We start from the raw sequence: 20082 nt of genomic DNA, 5'->3' as shown, positions 1-20082 counted from the left end.
TGAGAAAATATGTACTTTTGCGGCTTCAATAGAATTTGCAAGAAAACATGGGTCAGACTTTTAAAGAATATAAGGGATTGAATCTTCCGAACATTGCCGATAAAACTCTCGAATTTTGGGAGGAGAACGACATATTCGAAAAAAGTATTAGCTCAAGAGAAGGACAGGAACCTTTTGTGTTTTTTGAAGGTCCACCATCTGCAAACGGACTTCCAGGTATACATCATGTAATGGGAAGAGCCATCAAGGATCTTTTTTGCCGATACAAAACCCTTAAGGGTTTTCAGGTTGAACGAAAGGCAGGCTGGGACACGCATGGATTACCAATAGAATTGGGAGTTGAAAAAGAGCTTGGCATAACAAAAGAAGATATAGGAAAAAAAGTCAGTGTTGAGGAATATAATCAGGCTTGTAAAAAAGCGGTTTTACGATATACTGATATCTGGGAAGAGCTGACCAAAAAAATGGGACACTGGGTTGATATGAACGATCCTTATGTGACCTATAAGCCTAAATATATGGAGACCCTCTGGTGGTTGCTTAAGGAGCTATACCAGAAAGATTTACTTTATAAAGGATATACGATCCAACCTTACTCTCCAAAGGCGGGTACAGGCCTAAGTTCACATGAATTAAACCAACCTGGAACCTATCAGGATGTTACAGACACCACTGTTGTAGCTCAGTTTAAATCTATTAAAAGCACACTGCCAAAGCAATTTCAGTCTGTTGAAGGAGATGTGTTTATTCTTGCATGGACTACAACTCCATGGACGCTTCCATCAAATACAGCATTGACAGTTGGAAAGAAAATAGACTATGTGGTTGTAAGTACTTTTAACCAATATACCTTTGAGCCTATTAATGTGGTATTGGCAAAAAAATTGCTTGCCTATCAGATGGGGAAAAAGTTTAAAGAGGTTGAAGACAACGAAGCTTTAAAAGCATACAAAGAAGGAGACAAAACAATTCCATATAGGGTCATAGGCGAATGTAAAGGAGCCGATCTTGTTGAATCGAGGTACGAGCAATTATTACAATATGCACTACCTTATCAAAATGCAGATGATGCATTCAGAATAATTGCAGGAGATTTTGTTACAACTGAGGATGGGACTGGAATCGTACATACGGCACCAACTTTTGGAGCAGACGATGCCATGGTTGCCAAACAGGCCAAGCCTGAAGTACCACCTATGTTGGTTATGGATGCCCAAAACAACCCAGTACCCCTGGTTGATTTACAGGGGAAGTTCATTTCTAATATGGGAGAACATGCCGGGAAGTATGTTAAGAACGAATATTATGACGATGATAAACAACCAGACAGGTCTGTAGATGTTGAATTAGCGATTAAGCTAAAAGAAGACAATAGGGCATTTAAGGTTGAAAAATATAAACACAGTTATCCAAATTGCTGGAGAACTGATAAGCCAATTCTTTATTACCCATTGGATTCCTGGTTCATTAAAGTGACAGAGAAGCGAGACAGAATGTACGAGCTGAATCAGTCAATCAACTGGAAACCTAAATCAACAGGAGAAGGAAGGTTTGGAAACTGGTTGCAGAATGCCAATGATTGGAATTTATCGAGATCCAGATTTTGGGGAACTCCTTTGCCTATTTGGAGATCGAAGGATGGGGCTGAAGAGATAATAATTGGTTCAGTTGAAGAACTCAAAACAGAAATGAAAAAATCTGTTGAGAAAGGCTTCATGGAAAAGGATATTTTTGATGATTTCGTCATTGGAGATATGAGCGAAGAGAATTATGATAAAGTTGATCTTCACAAGAATATCGTTGATCAGATTGTATTGGTTTCTGAATCGGGGCAGGCGATGAAAAGAGAATCTGATTTGATCGATGTTTGGTTTGATTCAGGAGCGATGCCTTATGCGCAGTGGCACTATCCATTTGAAAATAAAGAAAAAATTGATCAAAACGGATTTTATCCGGCTGATTTCATCGCCGAAGGTGTTGACCAGACAAGAGGATGGTTTTATACCTTACACGCAATCGCCACTATGAATTTTGATAGTGTGGCTTACAAAAATGTGGTATCCAACGGGCTTGTTCTTGACAAGAATGGTAAGAAAATGTCGAAGAGGTTGGGTAATGCAGTGGATCCATTTGAAACGATGAAAAAGTATGGACCTGATGCTACACGATGGTATATGATTGCAAATGCCAATCCATGGGACAACCTTAAATTTGACATAGATGGCATTGAGGAGGTAAGGAGAAAATTTTTCGGAACACTTTATAACACCTATTCCTTTTTCTCATTATATGCAAATATTGATAATTTCTCTTATGCAGAAGAAGAGATTGACATTAACGAAAGACCTGAAATTGATCGTTGGGTATTATCAGAATTAAATACGTTGATTGCAAAAGTGGACGGTTACTATGAAGATTATGAACCTACCAAGGCTGCAAGAGCTATTCAGGATTTTGTTGGAGAAAACCTTAGTAATTGGTATGTCCGATTATGCAGAAGGAGGTTTTGGAAGGGTGAGTATCAGAAAGATAAGATTTCAGCCTATCAAACTTTGTATACATGCTTAATCACTATTAGTAAAATAGCTTCTCCTATTGCGCCATTTTTTATGGATAATTTGTACAGAGATTTAACAAAAAACGTTTCTAAAAATAGATTAAGTTCTGTACATTTGGGTGAATTTCCAAAATCTGACAGTGCATTGATTGACCCATCTCTGGAAAGAAAGATGCATAAAGCACAGTCAATTTCATCGATGGTACTGTCACTAAGGAAGAAGGAAATGATAAAAGTTCGCCAGCCTTTGCAAAAAATAATGATTCCTGTTGTTGATGAACAGGACAAATTAGATATTGAGGCCGTTTCGAGTTTGATCATCTCAGAAGTGAATGTTAAGGAAATAGAATTACTGCATGATGCTTCTGGAATTTTGATAAAAACGATCAAACCTAATTTTAAAGTGCTGGGACCAAAATATGGCAAAGACATGAGATTTGTTGCCCAGGCAGTTAGCAGCTTGACTAATGAAGAAATTGGAGCTATTGATAGTGAGGGTGAGATTTTAATTGAAGTAAATGGGAAAGAAGAGAAACTCCTATTGGAAGAAGTTGACATTACGACTCAGGATATTGAAGGATGGTTAGTTGCAAATCAAGGCAATTTAACAGTAGCTTTAGACGTTTCTATTACAGAAGTACTAAAGAATGAAGGAATCGCGAGAGAATTGGTTAACAGAATTCAAAATTTAAGAAAGGAAAGCGGTTTAGAGGTTACAGATAAGATTAGGCTTTACCTTAAAAGGGATGGAGTGATAGATAAGGCAGTCGAATTGAATGCCGAGTATATTAAGAATGAAACATTAACAAAAGAATTAATATTAAAGCAAGAAGTTGAAAATGGGAATGAAATCGTATTTGATGAAGTAAATACGGTATTATTTTTAGAAAAAGTTTAGAGATGAGCGAGAATAAAGTGAGATACTCAGATCAGGATTTAGCGGAGTTTAAATCGATCATAGAAGAAAAAATCAAACATGCACAACATGACTTAAGTTTGATTGAAAGTACATTTAAAAATGACAGTAATAACGGGACAGATGATACTTCACCCACATTCAAGGCGTTTGAAGAAGGATCTGAGACCATGTCAAAAGAGGCAAATGTGCAATTGGCAATTCGTCAGGAAAAATTCATAAGAGATTTAAAAAATGCTCTTTTAAGAATTGAAAACAAATCGTACGGAATTTGTCGCGTTACAGGTAACTTAATTCAAAAAGAACGTTTGAAATTGGTTCCACATGCAACGCTAAGTATAGAAGCGAAAAACCAACAGTATTAGTAAAAACATAAGATATAGCAGGTTAAAAGGATCATGCTCATTGGTCCTTTTACTGCTTACTTCCTATGTCTATAGTCAGGAGATCGTCGAAAAAAGGATAGATTCAAAACTTGGCGAAGTCGTCATAGAATTTGACCTGATAGACAACATACAGTTATTTAATAACTACGATGGTTCTGATATCATTGTGCGCGCAGAAGGCACGGTTCAAACACCAATTTATCAGTTAAAAGAATATAATGGACATGTCTTGATAAAAGGCTATGAATCATTTGATGCAAATGACGAATCTAATCCAGATAAGGTTTGCAGCATTGAACCTAATTATACTTCATATCAGATTTATATTCCTAAAAATAGAATTTTGTATGTTTCTTTTATAGAAGGAAATTTTTACTCAGAAAACTATCAGGGAGACTTAAACCTTAAAGTTGAAGATGGGATTTTAAAATTGAACCAAATTGTCGGTGACACCAACATTCAATTGAATTCAGGAAGTGTAATTATTCATGAAATAAAAAGCACAAAAATTGACGCTGAAACAAATTTAGGAACCTTGTTGACTGATTTGGCTGATGAAACTCAAATTAAGGACAGTCGCAAGCTTTTGAAACCTCACGCTAACCCTAGTAATTCTCTCATAATTAGGACAATTTTGGCTAATATTTATTTGTATGGATCAAAAGGTTAAATTTTTAGTATTATTGTATCGCTTAAAAAAGGGTACAACTAGTTAGACCAAAGAAAAGAAATTCGTGAAAAGAGCAATTATAATTATCATCATAATACTTCTGATAGATCAGGTTTCAAAGATCTATATCAAGACGAATTTTGTCTTAAGTGAAGAGATCAAGGTTTTTGGCCTCGATTGGTTTAGAATTCATTTTTTAGAGAATAATGGAATGGCCTGGGGAAAAGAGTTTGGCGGAAAGTCAGGAAAATTATTCTTGACCTTGTTCAGATTGGTTGCGATAGCAGGAATAGGTTATTGGCTATATGATGCGGTTAAAAATAATGCGCATAAAATTTTAATTACTGCCATTGCCTTTATTTTTGCAGGTGCCTTGGGTAACATCATTGATTCTGTTTTCTACGGAATTTTCTTTAGCGACAGTTATAGACAGGTAGCCACTTTTCTGCCTGCTGAGGGAGGTTACAATTCATTGTTTTATGGAAAAGTGGTAGATATGTTATACTTTCCTATTGTAGATACAATTCTTCCTGACTGGGTGCCGAGTATTAGTTTTGATTTTCCTGAGTGGTTACCCGTTATTGGTGGAGATCATTTTTCTCTTTTTGAAAATCGAAATTTGACGTTTTTTGATCCTGTGTTCAATGTGGCTGATACAGCCATAAGTTCAGGTGTAGGACTATTGATTGTTTTTAATAAAACGATATTCCCTAAAACTAAACCAGACGCATCAGAAGCAATGGCTGAAAAATACGATTTGAATTAACCCAATTTCAAACGCTCTTTTAGTGCATCAATAAGTTCAAGCAAGCTGTCTATTTCAACATGGTCCATAATCACCACCTTATACCATTTGTTATTATCGTTATGCTGTTCAGGCACTAAATCAAACTTTTCAGCAATATCCTTAGGAATGTGAGATGAATAGATTGTTACAATATTCATATGCTCATTTCTGAAATAAGGAATACTCATTTGGTCAAGTTGTTTGCAAAACCAATTGGTTCTCATTAACAAAACGCTGATTTTCTCATACCATCCATAAGGTCCGTAAGTAAACAAAATCATGTATACCGCAATGGCATTGGCCCCAGATCGACTGCCACATAAAGTAAGATCCATGCCTTCTACATATTCGGCTTCTTTGGTAAGTACATTTTCAATGAGTCCCTTTCTACTTAGATAAACACCAGTTCCGTAAGGGGCCTGTAACATTTTATGAGCATCAATTGTTATGGATGAAACCTTAGGATTAGAAAAATTTATTTTTGATTGTAAGTTGCTAAAAGGATACACAAAACCACCATAAGCTCCATCAATATGCAGCTTATAATCAAGATTCATTGTTTCAAGAAGGTCAGTATAAACATCCGGATCATCAACTGAACCAAACATTGTAGTACCCATATTGGCGATAACGATAAAATACTTTTTACCATTTGCTACCGCTTCTTTTATGATTCTTTCAAGGGCAATTGGATCAATGGTTCTGTCTTTGTATTTTACGGGAATACCCAGTAGATCCAAGCTTAAAATATTAGAAGCCTTTGGGATTGAATAGTGAGTGTCATCCGAAGCAAGGATGGCAATTTCTGAATTTTTTGCGTCGAATTTATGGTGGTAGAAGTTTCTGAAAACCCAAATAGCCTGGATATTTGCTTCAGTTCCGCCCGGAGCGATATATCCGTCAAACTGCTCATCTTCCATTTTAAAGAAATCAACCGCCAGTACTTGTAGTACTTCGCGTTCAATTTCTTGGGTTCCTTTAAAAGCACTTTCAGAAGATCCAAAAGTATGACATCCAATATGGTTCGGATTTGCCACATATGTTTTTAAGGTTGGTGCATCTTTTAAAAAAGGGGCATCGCTGTAAAACACCTTGTCATCTAGTTTCGAAGCCGGGTAACCCAGTGAAGTATCATTTTCAAAATCAACATTTTCTTTAAGGGCTTCCTCAATTCTAGATTGAAGTTTGTTGTGGCCAATTTTTTTCCAATATTTCATATCCTTGAATATTAAAAACGTATTTTTATGCTTTTAAACGTTGGTGTAAAAGTACAAATTACCTAGGGATAAAGCCATGATAAACAAGGCTTATGGAGAGTTATTTGTTTTTTTATTAAATTGACAAGGTTTTATTTTTTTTTTACTCAATCATGGTTTTATTCAGGATGAGAAATGTGATAAACAGAAGATTTTTATATAAAAAATATTGATTTCAGAATGCCTATTCTGTGGAACTTACAGAAATTATTCCTGAAGCCGTTTCAATAGTTCATTTTGGAGCGCAAATTCAGAAGACGAAAAGCGTAAAATTGTTAAGCAAAGAAATATAATTGGAATTAGAAGTTCAAATAAAGTCGTTACCAAATTCTCCTGGTGTATATCAATATTTTGATCGCACGGATAAGCTATTGTATATTGGAAAGGCAAAAAATCTTAAAAAAAGGGTGGCCTCTTACTTCACGAAAACCCATGAGAATGGAAAGACACGCGTTTTAGTGAAAAAAATTGCCAGCATAAAGCATATCGTAGTTGAAACTGAGACTGACGCCTTACTTCTAGAGAATAATCTAATCAAAAAATACCAGCCCAGATATAACGTACTGCTCAAGGATGATAAGACCTATCCATGGATTTGCATTAAAAATGAAGCATTCCCAAGGGTTTTCCTTACCAGAAATGTATGGAAGGATGGATCAGAATATTATGGCCCTTATACATCGGTCAAAACGGTCAGGGCTATTCTTTCATTGATAAAAGAGTTGTATCCTCTGCGGAGTTGTGCCTACAATTTATCAGCTGAAAACATAGAGAACGAGAAATATAAGGTTTGCCTCGAGTATCATATTAAGAATTGTAAAGGAGCCTGTGAAGGTTTGCAGACGGCAGGATCGTATGACCAGGACATTAAAGAAATTAGAAACATTATTAAAGGGCATTTTAAATCATCCTTAAAGCAATTTGAAAAACTCATGTTTGACTTTGCGGATAAAGCCGAATATGAAGAGGCGCATAAGATTAAGGAAAAAATAGAATTGTTGTCTAATTATCAGTCGCGATCTACCGTAGTAAATCCTTCTATTACAAATGTTGATGTTTTCAGTATTGTCTCGGATGAACTATTTGCTTATGTCAATTTTCTTAAGATTACCAATGGGGCGATTATTCAATCTCATACCGTTGAAATCAAAAAGAAACTCGATGAGGATGATAAAAGCTTACTTGAGTTAGCTATTGTAGAGATCAGAGACAGGTTTAAGTCTACTTCCGCTGAATTGTATACACCAATTGCTTTAGATATTGGTGAGCTCGTAAAAGTGACTGTTCCTAAACAAGGAGATAAAAAAAGGATCGTAGACCTATCGCTTCGGAATGCAAAATATTTTAGGCAAGAGCGGTTTAAACAGATTCAGATTGTAGATCCAGACAGGCATACCAATCGTATCATGGCGCAAATGCAAAAGGACCTCCGACTCAATGAAGAACCAAGACACATAGAATGTTTTGATAACTCAAATATACAAGGTACTCACCCAGTGGCAGCCTGTGTAGTTTTTAAAAATGGAAAGCCTGACAAAAAGGAATACAGACATTTCAATATAAAAACGGTTGACGGACCTGATGATTATGCATCCATGGAAGAAGTAGTTCACAGGAGGTATAAAAGACTGGTTGAAGAAGGTAGAGATCTTCCACAGTTAGTGGTTATTGATGGCGGAAAAGGGCAATTGTCTTCCGGACTTAAAAGTCTCGATATACTTGGACTCAGAGGGAAAATCGCTATGATAGGCATAGCAAAGCGACTTGAAGAAATTTACTATCCGGGAGATCCAATTCCAATGTATCTTGATAAAAAATCCGAATCCTTAAAGATTATTCAGCAATTGAGAAATGAGGCGCATCGATTTAGCATTACGCATCATAGAAATAAACGAAGTAAAAGCGCTATCAATAGTGATCTTTCAAGTATTAACGGTATCGGAGAAAAAACGGTTTTAACTTTGCTGAAAAAATTTAAGTCAATAAAAAGGCTAAAATCTGCAACGTTTGAAGATATTGAGCAACTAATAGGTAAGGATAAGGCCACAAAAGTGAGTCAACATTTTAAAATCGAATCGCCCCCAAAATCGACTTTATGAAATACTTCCTTTTCGTAATTTTATTTATAAGCATGCAATTGTTGTATGCTCAAGACCCTCCTGAACCTCAAAAAGAGATTAAGGTTGGCTTGGTATTAAGTGGAGGTGGAGCAAAAGGGTTTGCGCATGTGGCCGTATTAAAAAAATTAGAAGAGGCCGGCGTAAGAGTCGATTATATCGCTGGAACAAGTATGGGCGCCATCATAGGTGGTTTATATGCTTCAGGATACAATGCGACTGAATTGGACTCCGTATTACGGGTATATGATTTGAATGGTTTGGTTAGTGATGATTTACCTAGAGAGGTTTCATCATTTTACCAGAAAGAGCACGATGGAAAGTATGCTATTTCCTTACCCCTGGTAAAAAGAAAAATAGAATTGCCCTCAGCAGTTTCTACAGGACAAAATGCCTTTAATATTTTTTCGCAACTCACTGAACATGTTCATGAAGTAGATGATTTTAGCAAACTAAGTATCCCATTTTTCTGTATTGCTACGAATTTAGAAACCGGAGAAGAGGTTGTTATGGACAAAGGATTTCTTCCTGAAGCAATTCGGGCCAGTGGTTCGTTTCCAGGACTACTGACGCCAGTAACGGTTAATGGAGAAGTATTAGTTGATGGTGGGATTGTCGATAATTTCCCGGTAGAGAAGATGAAAGAAAAGGGCGTTGATTATATTATCGGGGTTAACGTATCGGGAGGATTAAAGGATATAGAAAACCTCAACAGTTTGCCAGAGATTTTAATGCAGATCGCAGGATTTCAAATGTATAGTAAATGGGATCAAAAAATTGAATTGTCTGATTTGTATATCAGGCCTGAGCTAGATGATTTCACAACTTTTTCTTTTGATCAGAGTGAAGAGATTATAAAGAGAGGAGAGCTAGCCATGTTGAAGGTGATGGATACACTTGAGGCATTGGCAGCAAGACAAAAAGGAGGACTGAAGCACAGAACTATTAAATCATATCCGGGAACTGATGAATTCATGATCAAGGAGATCGTGATCAAAGGAAATAGAAATTATACAGATAAGTATTGTATTAAGAAATTAGGCTTAGTAAAAAACGAGATCATTGGTCGCAAAGATTTTATTAGAGGGATTGACGTCTTAACCGCGACGGGTAATTTCGAAAGTATCTTTTATAAGTTCTCATCAGTTGAAGGAGGTCTCAAGGTTGAATTCGAGATTATTGAGAATAAGGAAGAAACGCTGATACAATTTGGTGCTCACTATGATGAACTGTATAAAACAGGAATACTGGTAAATTTCACCAACAAGCATTTATTCTTTAAGAATGATTTCATATCGGCTGATTTTGTTGTTGGAGATAATTTAAGATACAATATTGACTATTTTTATGACAATGGCTTTAGCTGGAGTTTCGGTTTAAACACCAGATATAACACTTTTAAATCGGACGTTGTAACCGGTACGCTTCCTATAACTAAAAGTTCCGGTCAGTTAGATTCTGGCCTGATGATTCCTATAAGGTATATTGATTTCACAACGAGGCTGTTCCTGCAGTCTACAATTAAAGACAGGTGGGCATTTAGAGTTGGAATTGAGCATAAATTTCTGAACACCTTTACGGATGAAATAATTGATGATGATCTCAACAGAATTTATTTTGAAAAAAGTCATTTTTTCAATGCCTTTGGTAAGATTATGCTCGACACATATGATTCGAAATATTTTCCTAAAAAAGGGGTTTATTTAAATTCTGAGTACCTCCTTTATCTTGTGTCGAGTGATTACAATGACAATTTCATTCCTTTTTCACAATTATCGGGTGAGGTAGGGTTTGCCTATTCTTTTTTCGATAAATTGACATTCCATGTATTATCTCAAGCCGGAGTTACTATTGGTAATAATGAGAATGAGATCCTTGATTATCACCTTGGTGGATATAATGAAAACTATATCAATACCTTTATGCCTTTTTACGGCTATGGTTTTGCAGAATTAAATGAATCAGCATTTCTAAGAACGGCACTCACAGTGCGTTATGAATTATTCAAAAAGAATTTCCTGTCCTTTACCGGAAATTTTGGCAGGCTTAATGACGATATATGGAATGATGGTAGAATTTTTGAGGATACCAGAACTGGTTATGCTGCGGGTTATGGAATAAATACCATCATAGGCCCAATTGAGTTGCTCTATTCCTGGACCCCGGATACTAACCAGGATTATTGGTATATCAATGTTGGATTCTGGTTCTAAGAATAAAAAAAACCGAGCTGAGCCCGGTTTTCTTTTTTAAGCAGTCACCTCATCACTTTGAAGTTTTTCCTTTAACCACATTTTAAATCTGGTGATCAGATAGAAAAGAATGGGTACTACCACCAATGTTAAGAAAGTAGCTACGAATAGTCCATAAATCACAGTCCATGCTAAAGGCCCCCAAAACACGACATTGTCACCCCCAAAATAGATTTGTGGGTCAAACTCTGTAAACAGGGTGTAAAAGTTTATATTGAATCCTATTGCTAAGGGAATCAATCCTAAAATAGTAGTAATTGCTGTTAATAATACCGGGCGTAATCTCGCTTTACCTGCCCTTACAATACTCTCGAGTAAATCATCGTTGTCTAAATAATCATCTTCTTCTACTTCTAATTCTGCCTTTTTTCTATCGATCAGGAGTTGCGTATAATCAAGTAAAACAACACCATTGTTCACCACAATACCTGCCAGTGAAATAATACCCATCATCGTCATCATGATTACAAATGAATTTCCAGTGATGATCAGTCCACCAAAAACACCAATCAAACTGAGAAAAATAGCCAACATGATGATACCAGGTTTTGAAACCGAATTGAATTGGAAGATCAATATTAAAAAGATAAGACCAAGACCTGAGAAAAAGGCACCAACCAAGAAGTTCATCTGTTTGTTCTGTTCTTCTATTTGACCCGTGAAGTCAATTTTGACTCCTTCGGGAAGATTAGAAAAGCCTTCCATCTCTGATTGAATTCTGTTCACAATGGCTCCGGCATCAGTAAATCCTGGCGAAAGGGCAGAATATAAGGTTACCACTCTTTTTGCATCTTTATGTTTGATCGCACTAAATCCAGAATTGTTCTTTTGCCTGGTCACAGCTGATACGGGTATTTCTTTTATTTTACCGGTAGCAGGATCTCTAAAAGTAATTTTCTGATTGAAAATGGCACTTTTATTATATTTATCCCTTTCATTGAATCGTACATAAATATCATAATCCTCACCATCTTCCTTATAGACACCAGCCTTTGCTCCAAATATAGAATTTCGCAGCTGCTGACCTACCTGGCCTGCACTAACACCCAATTCTCCGGCTTTTCTTCGATCTATAGTAACATACATAGAAGGCTTAGAGCGATTGACATCAATTTTTAATTCATCGATCCCTTCAATACTTTGCATATTGATAAAATCTTTCATTTTTTCAGCTGTATGGATCAATTCAGCATAGTCATCCCCTTCAATTTCTATATTGATAGGATAACCGGCCGGTGGTCCGTTGGCTTCTTTTTCAACACTAATCGCAACACCTGGATAAATACCTACAAGTGCCTCCTGAATTTGTTGTCTGAGTCGCTCACTGTCCATGCCTTTACGGTATTTGAATTCGCGCATAGAAGCGGTAATTTTTGACTTATGAGGCATCTCTGCGGCTGAACCTGCATCAGTTTGAGGATTACCAGCACCTTCACCAACTTGCGCCACGGCGCTTTCTACCATAAAATTATATCCTTTTTCAAGGTATTCGTCAGCATTCAAAAATGAATAGACCCTTTCTTCTATTTCTTTAGTGATCAGATTTGTTTTCTCAATATCCGTTCCTTGGGGATATTCTATATAAACGATGATCTGATTTGGTGTGTTATCCGGAAAGAATTCAACCTTGGTTCTTTGATTTGCCACGGAAGCTCCAAAACCTCCAAAGGCCAGAAAAAGAAGGAGTACAGTACCAACCGTAATCGCATAAGGTCTCCATCCGTTAAGAGCAGATTTTAAGGTCAATTCATAAATTTTCTCCCATTTTGTCAGAATATTATTCTGGAAATAATTGGCCATTTTTCTAAGAAACAATCTATAGATCCATAATAATATGGCAGTTGTTAACAGAATTGAACCAAAAATTTTATACGCACCACCAATAATCATGATAAGCCCTCCGAAGAGAACTAAAACTCCAGTAATAGTAAAAATGTTTTTACGAGACATATCCTTGTCTTCAATGCTCATAAACTGGGAGACCAAAACTGAATTGAAAAAGATAGCTACAAATAATGAAGAGCCTAACACCACCGAAAGTGTAATCGGAAGGTAGATCATGAACTCACCCATAACTCCTGGCCATAAACCAAGGGGTATAAAGGCAGCAATTGTAGTTGCTGTTGATATGATGATAGGAAAGGCGATTTCACTGATTCCTTTCTTGGCAGCATCTTTTTTGCTCATTCCTTCCTCATCCATAAGTCGGTAAACATTCTCTACAACAACAATACCGTTGTCTACAAGCATACCAAGCCCCATAATCAAACCAAAGAGAATCATGGTATTCATCGTATAGCCCAATGCATCGAGAATCATCAGAGACAATAACATAGACATAGGAATAGCAAACCCAACAAAGAGGGCATTTCTAAACCCTAAAAAGAACATCAATACAGTGACGACCAGAATTATTCCAAAAACAATATTATTCACCAAATCATCAACCTGTCCAATCGTTTTAGAAGATTGGTCATTGGTAATACTGATTTTAAGATCACTTGGAAATTCATTGATTCTCGCATCATTGACAATGTCTTGTACTTTTTCAGCGGCAGCCACCATGTTCTTACCCGCCCTTTTCTTCACATCTAACATTACAACCACGTCTCCAAACGCTCTGGCATAGGTTGTTTTTTCTTTTTCTTTAAACGCTACTTTTGCAATATCTTTTAAATAGATAGGGCTGCTGTTTTCAGATTTTACAACAAAATTATCCAGATCAGAAGGATCTTCAATCTCTCCAATAATTCTAATAGTCCTTCTCTGGCCACTGGAAACAAGATTTCCTGCAGACATAGTTATATTACCATTATTGATAGCACCTAAGACATCATCAAAACTAACTTTAGCAGCCATCATTTTATAAATGTCAACAGCTATTTCAACCTCTTTTTCTTGAGCGCCTCTAATATCAACTTGTTTAATTTCTTGTAAACCTTCAATTTCATCTTCTAAATATTCAGCATACTTTTTCAATTTCTCTACTGGATAATCACCGGAGATATTGATGTTCAGAATCGGCATTTCTTCCGATAAGTTCAATTCGAAAACATTTGGTTCAACCTTGGCACCATTGAAGGTAGGCCAATCTTCTCCTGCAGTTTCAGAATCGATTTCGTCTTTCACTTTTTGCTTGGCATCATCTACATTTATATTTTCATCAAATTCGACGATAACCATAGAATAATCTTCTTGAGATGTAGAAGTAATTTCAACAACATTACTTACTGTTTTAAGTTTCTCCTCAAGCGGATCGGTGATCAGTTTTTCAACATCTTCCGCCGTATTTCCAGGATAGACTGAACTCACATAGATTTTTGTTTCCTTTATTTCAGGAAAACTTTCTCTAGGCATGCTGTTATATGCTGATAGACCGGAAAATAAAATGATCAAAATAACAACGTAAATGGTTGTTTTATTATTGATGGCCCAAGATGATAAACCGAACTCTTTATCGAGTACTTTTTTCTGTTTGACCATAATTATGAGTCTTGATTGATTACTTTAACTGTTTGCCCGTCATTAACACTTCTAGCCCCTTCTTGAATGATTTCATTGCCTACTTCCAAGCCATCGATCACCTCAATATAATCTCCTTGTGTCAGACCCGTTGTAATAATCTTTTTTTCAGCAACCGCTTCGTCATTACCTGTCTTATCAGTCACGATATAAATATATTGTTCTCCATCAGCATTTTCAGAGATGATTCCCTGGGGTATCAACAATGCATTTGTATTAGAATAATCGTTAATTCTTAATTTGGCTGTTAGGTTGGGTTTTATTGACTTGTCTTTGTTTGGCACAGAAACTTCCACTTTGAAGGTTCTATTTGCAGGATTGATAAAATTACCAACTTGTCTGACCTTAGAATCAATTTTTTTACCTAAAACCGGGAATTCAACCTCTACCTTTTTGTTTCTTGTAATGTTTGCAATGTATTTCTCAGGAACATCAGTTACAATGTACATATTGTCTAAGTTTATAATTCTCAACAACTCTGTTTGCCCAGGCATTACAACACTTCCTTGTTCAGTTAATACATCATCTATAGTTCCTGAAAAAGGAGCCCTTACAACAGTTTTAGCTACTTGCTGTTCCAGTTGTGCAATGGCCTGGTCTTGTGCTTCATAATTTGATTTGGCCTGTAGATATTGCATTTCACTTCCAATTTTCTGGTCCCACAATCTTTGCTGTCTCTCAAATGTTGTTTTGGCCAATTCAGCCTGAATCTTTAACTGAGCCAATTGTTGGCTTAACCCGCCATCATCGATTTTAGCAAGAACTTCTCCTTTTCGGACTTTTTGTCCTTCAACAACATAAACATTTGTGAGAACCCCTGAATATTCAGGATAGATCATCAAAAGATTCTTTGTGGTTACATTTCCTTGTAGTTCAAGAAAATGTTTGAAATCAGTTTCCTCAAGATTAAAAGTAGTGATCAAAGGGATTTTTTTACCCTCGTCGAGTTCGGCAATTACGATATCGAGTTTTTTAATTTCTTGTTTAATTAAATTTTGCTCGCTTACCAATTCACTTTTTTTGGCCCGAATTGATTTCAGATTTTGCGATTCTATCACGTCATCTACACTTTGTTTGTCTCCGCTTCCACAGGAAAATAAGAGGAATGTCAGTATTAAAAGGGGTAATATATTTTTCATATTAAAATAAGTTAAGTGCATTTTCTAATTCTACTTTTGATTGTATAATTATGAGGATTGATTGAATATAATCTTGTTGGGATCCGAACAATTGATTTTGCGTATTGGTTAAGTCAATACTGGTACTTAGACCTTCAAAAAATTTTATTTGTTCCTTTTCAGCAATGCTTTCTGCCAGTGCTAGGTTCTCTTTGGAAGTTTGAAATTGATCAAGTGAAAATTGGTATTTGTTTTTTGCAGTATTGACTTGAAGTTTCAGGCTTTGAGAAATTTCAGTTTTTTGAATCTCAGATTGCTTTAAGTTAATTTTAGCTTGCTGCGTCCTGGAGCTTCGTTGTAAACTACTAAAAACTGGTATTTTCATACTAAGTCCAAATAAGGAAGAATTAAACCAATTATCATCGTAATTTTCAAAGAATATCAAGTTATCTCCATATTGAAAAGTACTGTAATTCACAAATGCATTGATAGAAGGAATACTTTTACTTTTTTCATATTTAACCAGCAACTCATCTGATAATACCTGATTGTCTGCTATCCTGAAGTCAACGTGATTTTCAAGCTCAAAGTCAGTATAAAGTATTTGTAGATCAGCACTTTTCATCGCTAGGTTTTCCAGATTTTCAGTAAGTTCCACATCGGTTTCAATTGGTATTCCTAAAGTCAGATTTAACGCCTGCTTAGAAATGGTTTCAAGTCTGGATGATCGGTTTATTTCATTATCTATACTTGACAAGGTAATTTGTTGCTGTTGAAAATCTTGTTCTTCAGCAAACCCGTTCTGAAGCAGAACCCTGGTTTCGTTTAGATTTTTTTCCAATACTTCTTTATTGCTGTAAAGTATCTTTAGGGTTTCTTGAGCAACCACAACATTTCCATAGGCATTTATAACAGCTTCTCTAATAGTTTGGTCTGTTTTCTCTTTCGCCAAGTTTGAAATCATCAGAAATGTCTTGGCTGATTGCAATCCAACTAAATAGGAACCATCAAAAATCAATTGATTCATTGTTACGGTGGCATTCATGTTCTGTTTTGTCCCAAATACAACAGGAGTGAATTCGCCTGGATTACCACCAATTATTTCCGATGGAATAAAAGATACCTGCTGTTTAAGCCAGTTTTGATAATCAATACCGGCATCTATTTGAGGTAAACCATAAGAAGTTGCTTCCCATTTTTGTTTTTCTGCTGCTTCAATATCCAAAGCTGCATTTCTAACAGTATAATTGTTTTCTAAAGCGTATTGAACAGCTTCATCAAGTGTAAATGAATAAGTATCCTGTGCTTGAAGGCTACCCATGCTAAAGAGGAAAACCAAAAAAGTAATTATTTTGTTCATTTCTTGAGTATTTTTATTAAAGTTTGTAGTCCTTTTTCAGTGGCAATTGCTCTAATATGATATTCCAGATAAGCATCCTTAAGCTCAGACATTCCATAGGTGTTTAACGGAAATATATCATTATTTGTAAGGCTCATATTTCCACTAAAGTAGAATCTAGTAATGAGGTCTATGTTTATTTCTTCGCGATAGTAACCTTGATCGATACCCCTTTTTAAATTGTTTATGACACATTCGTTTACAGATTCAAACTGTTTATCTTTAAGTTGTTTGAAAATTTTAGGGTAGTATTTCTGCAATTGATAATGTGGTGATGATTTTTCGTTTTTTAATTGATTATTTACAATAGATTTAATCGTAAACACTTCTTTTATAGGGTTTAGATCAGCAGACAAAATGCTACAAATTGCTTCGTTTACATTATCAAGCACAAAAAAAGTTGTGGACTGTACTAATTTTAGTTTTGTAGGGAAGTGACTATAGATCGTCTTCTTAGACATGCCGAGCTCTGAGGCAATGTCATCCATTGTTACACTTTTAAATCCTAGATTTAAAAACATTTCAGATGCTTTATGGAGTATTTTTTCTTTCATGAGCTTGCAAATATAAACAAGGAAACTGTAAACACAAAAAAAGTTTCCAAAGTTTACAGTAACGTAACACTACTATTTAGTCGTCAAACAGGCTCTATTGTTACTATTGGGGAATGAGATTAAAACATTTGGGCAATTTAAGAGTGACTTAGGGTCTTGATTCTTAAAGAATAATTATTTTTACAAAAACTATACTGCTTACTATGGAGATGTATCGCAATGCTTTTTTAACGTATTTGAACGAGCAAAAAAACAATAAAGAGCCTGAAAATCTTTACACGCCTATTGATTATATAATGGGGCTTGGCGGGAAAAGAATAAGACCCGTATTGGTTTTGATGAGCAGCGATTTATTTGGAGGTGACTATAATGAAGCCATGGAGGCGGCCTTATCTGTTGAGATGTTTCATAATTTTACTTTGATTCACGATGATGTTATGGACAAAGCCGACCTCAGGAGAGGAAATCAAACTGTGCATAAAAAATGGGATCTCAATACGGCTATTTTATCAGGGGACGCTTTGATGATCATGTCAAATCAGCGCCTGGAGCACTATTCGGGAGAGACTTTTAAATTGCTTATTTCTTTGTATAATAAAACCGCGCTTGAGGTTTGTGAAGGGCAACAACTTGATGTAGATTTTGAAGATTTGGTTGATGTACCTTTAGCTACTTACATAAAAATGATCAGTTATAAGACAGCTGTTCTGGTTGGTGCCTCTTTAAAAATGGGAGCTATCATTGCAGATGCATCGCTTGATGACCAACAAAAAATATATGATTTTGGGTTGAATTTAGGAATAGCCTTTCAGCTGCAGGACGATTATCTTGACACCTTTGGAACCGAAGATTTTGGAAAAAGAATAGGAGGAGACATATTGGAGGGCAAAAAGACTTTTTTGTATATCATGGCGCTTGAACTGGCCAATGATGAGGATAGAGCAAAACTCTTAGAACTTTACAGTACTGACTTAGATGAAGATTACAAAATTGCTGAAGTGAAGAAACTTTTGATTAAATATGGATTAGAGGCTTTGTTAACTGAGCATATTGAGCAATATACCATGAAAGCTTTTCAAGATATTGAAGGATTATCTATTGAAAGTTCAAAAAAGCAAGTTTTGAAGAATTTTGGTTTGGGTTTAATGAACCGCAAAACTTAATAGGCATGGGAGATAGGGAGGTAATTCAACTAATTAACGAAATTAAATCTCAGCAATTACTTCAAGAGTTAGTTGTGCAATTAAATAAAGATGCAGACCTCTCAGGCTTAGAAGTTAATTTTGCTGATTCAGTTACCGCAGATAAATTAGTAAAACAACTTTATAATGTACTTGTCTATTTAATGACTAATGATTTCCGTGCTTATCTGAATTTCCTTTACAGAATTGACCTGCCTGAGCAGAAACTAAAGTCAATTCCTGAAACTGAACCCAAACAAATAGCCGAAATAGTTACTTTTCTGGTACTGAAAAGAGAGTGGCAAAAAGTAGCGTTTAGAAATAAAAGCCAATAACCGGAGACCAGGCCGAGCTATAGACACTTCTGTTCGCATCATATAAGACGTCATATCTAATCCCGAAAGAAACATTTCTAGAGACAAATGACGCGCCTAAATAAATAGCATTATTCCAATAGGAGTAATCACTTTCGACGTTGTTAGCACCTAGTACATAGAATGTACCATTTCCATTAGTTTGTAAACCTTCATATTCAGCTGAGAGTTGAAAATAAGGAATTGGCCTGAAAGCTCCCATAACACTACCTCCGAATGAATTCTGATTATACTTGCCAAAACTGTCTTTGTAGCTGGAATAGATATAGGTCAATCCAAAGCCGGTTAGGAACTTAGGGGATACATTATAATACGCTTTAGGAGCTAATAAAATATCTGTTCCTCCATTCCAGAATGAAAGCCCTATATTACCTCCAAAGCTCCATGATGGCTTATAAGTATATACTTGTTTTTGTGGTGAACTTGTAGTTTGCTGCTGTTTATCTGATTGAAACTGATAATCAGGATTGTTTTCAATGACCTCTTTTTCTTGAGAAAAAGCAGAAATAGATATGAACAATATAATGAGAGTGAAACAATAGACTCGACACATTCTGAAGTATTTAAATGAATTAGTTTTTCAAATATAATTATTCAAAGATAATTATTGTACATAACGTAAAAAAATAGTAATATTGCACTCCAATTTTGGACCCATAGCTCAGTTGGTTAGAGCACCTGACTCATAATCAGGTGGTCCTAGGTTCGAGCCCTAGTGGGTCCACTTAAAAAGTCTAGAATTTTTTTTAGACTTTTTTTTTTGAATTTTGTTGAAAATGATTAAGATGAGAATGAATTAAATTTTTTCAATTATTTCTTTTTTATCACTTGCAAAAATGTTAATTTTATATTTAGTTTGTAAATTTGTTGTTGACATTTCATTGAAAAAATAAATAAATGTTAAATTAATGATTAGTTGTTGATATATTTTTTAATCGTTTTCCTATATTTGCAACAAATTAGGTTTAGTTACGTTATTAAATTCTAAAAAGA

At 35.6% G+C, this 20082-nt stretch carries 14 protein-coding genes and 1 tRNA gene; 9 read left to right on the top strand and 6 right to left on the bottom strand.

The genetic code is table 11. From position 1 onward, the window contains the following. Window positions 1–47 precede the first annotated feature (47 nt). The 4 genes from ileS to QWY87_RS10505 all read left to right on the top strand — a co-directional run bounded on the left by ileS (window position 48) and on the right by QWY87_RS10505 (window position 5295). Complete coding sequence (gene ileS, locus QWY87_RS10520) at window positions 48–3455, top strand: isoleucine--tRNA ligase (RefSeq protein ID WP_290290944.1); 3408 nt, start codon at window positions 48–50, stop codon at window positions 3453–3455. Between the two features lie 2 nt (window positions 3456–3457). After that, window positions 3458–3838: a TraR/DksA family transcriptional regulator gene (locus QWY87_RS10515; RefSeq protein WP_290290941.1), complete on the top strand. Its 381-nt coding sequence runs from the start codon at window positions 3458–3460 to the stop codon at window positions 3836–3838. Window positions 3839–3878: 40 nt separating this feature from the next. Continuing rightward, entirely contained in the window at window positions 3879–4529 is a 651-nt protein-coding gene (locus QWY87_RS10510; protein ID WP_290290939.1) for a hypothetical protein, read from the top strand. A gap of 64 nt (window positions 4530–4593) precedes the next feature. Then, complete coding sequence (locus tag QWY87_RS10505; protein ID WP_290290938.1) at window positions 4594–5295, top strand: lipoprotein signal peptidase; 702 nt, start codon at window positions 4594–4596, stop codon at window positions 5293–5295. On the opposite strand, the gene QWY87_RS10500 is transcribed toward QWY87_RS10505, so the two are convergent. After that, window positions 5292–6533 (bottom strand): pyridoxal phosphate-dependent decarboxylase family protein, encoded by a 1242-nt coding sequence (locus QWY87_RS10500; protein WP_290290936.1) that lies wholly within the window; start codon window positions 6531–6533, stop codon window positions 5292–5294. The genes QWY87_RS10505 and QWY87_RS10500 overlap by 4 nt on opposite strands. Before the next feature lie 332 nt (window positions 6534–6865). Here QWY87_RS10500 and uvrC point away from each other — a divergent pair, with 332 nt between their 5' ends. Together uvrC and QWY87_RS10490 are read left to right on the top strand one after the other, a co-directional pair. Further along, window positions 6866–8671: an excinuclease ABC subunit UvrC gene (gene uvrC / locus QWY87_RS10495; protein ID WP_290290934.1), complete on the top strand. Its 1806-nt coding sequence runs from the start codon at window positions 6866–6868 to the stop codon at window positions 8669–8671. Further along, the gene (locus tag QWY87_RS10490; protein ID WP_290290933.1) at window positions 8668–10902 is read left to right on the top strand and encodes a patatin-like phospholipase family protein; all 2235 of its coding nucleotides are present in this window, start codon (window positions 8668–8670) and stop codon (window positions 10900–10902) included. Before uvrC ends, QWY87_RS10490 begins: the two co-directional genes overlap by 4 nt. 36 nt (window positions 10903–10938) lie before the next feature. Here QWY87_RS10490 and QWY87_RS10485 read toward each other — a convergent pair whose 3' ends face one another. The 4 genes from QWY87_RS10485 to QWY87_RS10470 are packed head-to-tail and all read right to left on the bottom strand — an operon-like array spanning window position 10939 to window position 17534. Further along, entirely contained in the window at window positions 10939–14424 is a 3486-nt protein-coding gene (locus tag QWY87_RS10485) for an efflux RND transporter permease subunit (protein ID WP_290290932.1), read from the bottom strand. Between the two features lie 2 nt (window positions 14425–14426). Then, the gene (locus QWY87_RS10480; RefSeq protein WP_290290931.1) at window positions 14427–15602 is read right to left on the bottom strand and encodes an efflux RND transporter periplasmic adaptor subunit; all 1176 of its coding nucleotides are present in this window, start codon (window positions 15600–15602) and stop codon (window positions 14427–14429) included. 1 nt (window position 15603) lies between these two features. Beyond that, complete coding sequence (locus tag QWY87_RS10475; protein WP_290290930.1) at window positions 15604–16941, bottom strand: TolC family protein; 1338 nt, start codon at window positions 16939–16941, stop codon at window positions 15604–15606. Continuing rightward, complete coding sequence (locus QWY87_RS10470) at window positions 16938–17534, bottom strand: TetR/AcrR family transcriptional regulator (protein WP_290290928.1); 597 nt, start codon at window positions 17532–17534, stop codon at window positions 16938–16940. Before QWY87_RS10470 ends, QWY87_RS10475 begins: the two co-directional genes overlap by 4 nt. A 194-nt stretch (window positions 17535–17728) precedes the next feature. Between QWY87_RS10470 and QWY87_RS10465 the strand changes: the two genes are divergently transcribed. Both QWY87_RS10465 and QWY87_RS10460 read left to right on the top strand, forming a co-directional pair. Further along, window positions 17729–18697, top strand: coding sequence for a polyprenyl synthetase family protein (locus tag QWY87_RS10465; protein ID WP_290290966.1), 969 nt, complete (start codon window positions 17729–17731; stop codon window positions 18695–18697). A gap of 5 nt (window positions 18698–18702) precedes the next feature. Further along, the gene (locus QWY87_RS10460) at window positions 18703–19050 is read left to right on the top strand and encodes a hypothetical protein (protein WP_290290926.1); all 348 of its coding nucleotides are present in this window, start codon (window positions 18703–18705) and stop codon (window positions 19048–19050) included. Here the strand turns inward: QWY87_RS10460 and QWY87_RS10455 are convergent. Next, complete coding sequence (locus QWY87_RS10455) at window positions 19031–19642, bottom strand: hypothetical protein (protein ID WP_290290924.1); 612 nt, start codon at window positions 19640–19642, stop codon at window positions 19031–19033. The genes QWY87_RS10460 and QWY87_RS10455 overlap by 20 nt on opposite strands. Window positions 19643–19739: 97 nt before the next feature. Here QWY87_RS10455 and QWY87_RS10450 point away from each other — a divergent pair. Further along, a tRNA-Ile gene (locus QWY87_RS10450) sits at window positions 19740–19813 on the top strand. Window positions 19814–20082: the final 269 nt, after the last annotated feature.

The sequence above is a fragment of the Lutimonas halocynthiae genome, assembly GCF_030409835.1.
GTDB classification, from domain to species: Bacteria; Bacteroidota; Bacteroidia; order Flavobacteriales; family Flavobacteriaceae; genus Lutimonas; species Lutimonas halocynthiae.
Note: the sequence above shows the minus strand (reverse complement) of the source record. Positions and strands in the feature narration are given on the sequence as shown.

Coding starts and splice junctions, on each gene's coding strand:
- ileS (WP_290290944.1), top strand. CDS start 48: ATGGGTCAGACTTTTAAAGAATATAAGGGATTGAATCTTCCGAACATT.
- QWY87_RS10515 (WP_290290941.1), top strand. CDS start 3,458: ATGAGCGAGAATAAAGTGAGATACTCAGATCAGGATTTAGCGGAGTTT.
- QWY87_RS10500 (WP_290290936.1), bottom strand. CDS start 6,533: ATGAAATATTGGAAAAAAATTGGCCACAACAAACTTCAATCTAGAATT.
- QWY87_RS10490 (WP_290290933.1), top strand. CDS start 8,668: ATGAAATACTTCCTTTTCGTAATTTTATTTATAAGCATGCAATTGTTG.
- QWY87_RS10485 (WP_290290932.1), bottom strand. CDS start 14,424: ATGGTCAAACAGAAAAAAGTACTCGATAAAGAGTTCGGTTTATCATCT.
- QWY87_RS10480 (WP_290290931.1), bottom strand. CDS start 15,602: ATGAAAAATATATTACCCCTTTTAATACTGACATTCCTCTTATTTTCC.
- QWY87_RS10475 (WP_290290930.1), bottom strand. CDS start 16,941: ATGAACAAAATAATTACTTTTTTGGTTTTCCTCTTTAGCATGGGTAGC.
- QWY87_RS10470 (WP_290290928.1), bottom strand. CDS start 17,534: ATGAAAGAAAAAATACTCCATAAAGCATCTGAAATGTTTTTAAATCTA.
- QWY87_RS10460 (WP_290290926.1), top strand. CDS start 18,703: ATGGGAGATAGGGAGGTAATTCAACTAATTAACGAAATTAAATCTCAG.
- QWY87_RS10455 (WP_290290924.1), bottom strand. CDS start 19,642: ATGTGTCGAGTCTATTGTTTCACTCTCATTATATTGTTCATATCTATT.